Consider the following 2,454-nt stretch of genomic DNA (forward strand, 5'->3'; position numbering starts at 1 on the left):
AATAACTAACGACATATATAAAAATATGATGAAATTTAAATCAATTGCATTCTTGCTTATGACCATCGCCATGCCTGCGATGGCAGAGCAGGTTTCGGTGAATAGTAAAGGTATCTCGCTTGTTCTTGATGTAGAGAATGGTAAGCCTGCTCAGTATCTTTACTTCGGCACCAAGTTGAATAATCTGGATTTGGCTAATCTTAAGGTGGCTTCTAACGGTCGTATGGATGTTTATCCTGCATACGGTCTTAATACTCCAGCTGAAGCTGCACTCGCTATGCGTCATAGCGATGGTAATCTTTCTACTGCTCTCGTTGCTACTGGTTGTGAGGTGAAGAACGAAGGAAATACTACCGTTACTACGATTCATCTCAAGGATCCTGTATATAATCTTAAGGTGGATTTGAAATATCGCTCATACAATGATGTTGATATGATTGAAACATGGACAGAGATTGCTAACGGTGAGAAGGGAACTGTTACCCTTACTACATTTGCATCTGCTATGCTTCCTATCCGTCGTGGAGATGTATGGATGAGTCATCTTTCTGGTACATGGGCAGCTGAAGCACAGTTGAGCCATGAAAAATTGCAGCCTGGTGAGTTCGTTATTCGCAATAATGATGGTACTCGAAATTCTCATACCGACCATGCTGAGGTTATGTTCTCTCTGAATGGTAGGGGACAGGAAAATACGGGTGCGGTAATCGGTGCAGCGCTTGAGTATACTGGAAATTATAAACTCAAAACCGTAACCGATGATACCGAGTATCACTACTTCTTTGCTGGTATCAATGAACAAAACTCTGAGTATCACCTTAAAAAGGGAGAAACTTTCAAAACTCCAGCTCTTGCATTTACTTATTCTAATGAAGGTTTGAGCGGTGCTAGTCGTAATTTCCATAAGTGGGGACGTAAGTATGTTCTTGCTCATGGTGATAAGGAGCGAGATATTCTCTTGAATTCTTGGGAGGGTGTTTATTTCGACATCAACCAGAAGGGAATGGATCAGATGATGGCAGACATTCATAGCATGGGTGGTGAGTTGTTCGTTATGGATGATGGATGGTTCGGTAAAAAATATCCTCGTAAGAGAGACAATACTGCTTTGGGTGATTGGGTTGTAGATACCGAAAAATTGCCTGATGGTATTGAAGGTTTGCTCCGCGATGCAAAGAAAAATGGTGTGAAGTTTGGTATTTGGATTGAGCCAGAAATGACCAATACCAAGAGTGAACTCTACGAAAAACATCCAGATTGGGTTATCAAGGCTCCTAAGCGTGATGCTGTTGTTGGTCGTGGTGGTACTCAGCTGGTACTCGATCTCGGTAATCCAAAAGTGCAGGATTTCGTATTTGATGTAGTAGATGATTTGCTTACTAAGTACCCTGACATCGCTTACATCAAGTGGGATGCTAATATGCCCATCATGAATCATGGTAGTCAGTATCTTCCTGTTGCTGACCAGAGTCATCTCTACATCGCTTATCATCGCGGATTTTCTAATGTAATCGATCGCATTCGTGCAAAATATAAGGATGTTGTTATACAGTGTTGTGCTAGTGGTGGTGGTCGTGCAAACTGGGGATTCCTTCGCGGTTTCGATGAGTTCTGGGTAAGTGATAATACTGATGCGCTCCAGCGTGTTTATATGCAGTATGGTACCAGCTTCTTCTTCCCAGCCATCGCCATGGCAAGTCATATCTCTGCTGTGCCAAACCATACCGTATTCCGCACTACTTCTTTGAAGTATCGTATTGATGTAGCTATGAGCGGACGTCTAGGAATGGAAATCCAGCCAAAGAATATGACAAAAGAAGAAAAGGCGCTTTGTCGTAAAGCTATTGCTGAGTATAAGGAGATTCGTCCTGTAGTACAGTTTGGTGACCTTTATCGTTTGGTTTCTCCTTACGATAACCAGGGATTGTCATCTATTATGTATGTAAGTGAGGCAAAGGATAAGGCTGTTTTCTATTGGTGGAAGCTTGCTAATTTCTATAATGTTCATCTTCCTATCGTAAAGATGGCAGGTTTGGATGCTAACAAGATGTATAAGGTACGTGAGCTTAATGTTATTGATAATACACCTTTAGCTTATGAGGGTAAGGCTTACTCTGGCAAGTTCTTAATGGAGCATGGTTTGGAAATGCCATTAGAGAATAATGTAGATTGGGGCAAGAAGACTGATTGGTCTTCACGTGTTCTTTATCTTGAAGCACAGTAAACAATAATAAAACTAAGATATATTAATATCTAATTATAGGGTGTATTGTAAATCAAACATGATTTATGATACGCCCTTTATTCTTCAAATTCTCTCATTTTTGTTTTTCTTATATTATTTAAGTATGCGAGTACGCCTGTGCGCCCGCACGCATGCGCATTGCCTGCATGTATATAATAAAGTGAAATATCTGGAAAAATACGATAAATATCGCAAAAGTGTTAAAATAC

Annotated in this window: 1 protein-coding gene; it reads left to right on the forward strand. The window is 40.5% G+C overall.

The window, feature by feature from the left end; translation table 11 throughout:
* The first annotated feature begins 28 nt into the window (after positions 1-28).
* Positions 29-2,224, forward strand: a complete 2,196-nt coding sequence (locus tag ACQRBJ_RS15835) for an alpha-galactosidase (RefSeq protein ID WP_445304204.1) — start codon at positions 29-31, stop codon at positions 2,222-2,224.
* The last annotated feature ends 230 nt before the right edge of the window (positions 2,225-2,454 follow it).

Source organism: Prevotella sp. SGI.167, from assembly GCF_050313615.1.
Lineage (GTDB): Bacteria > Bacteroidota > Bacteroidia > Bacteroidales > Bacteroidaceae > Prevotella.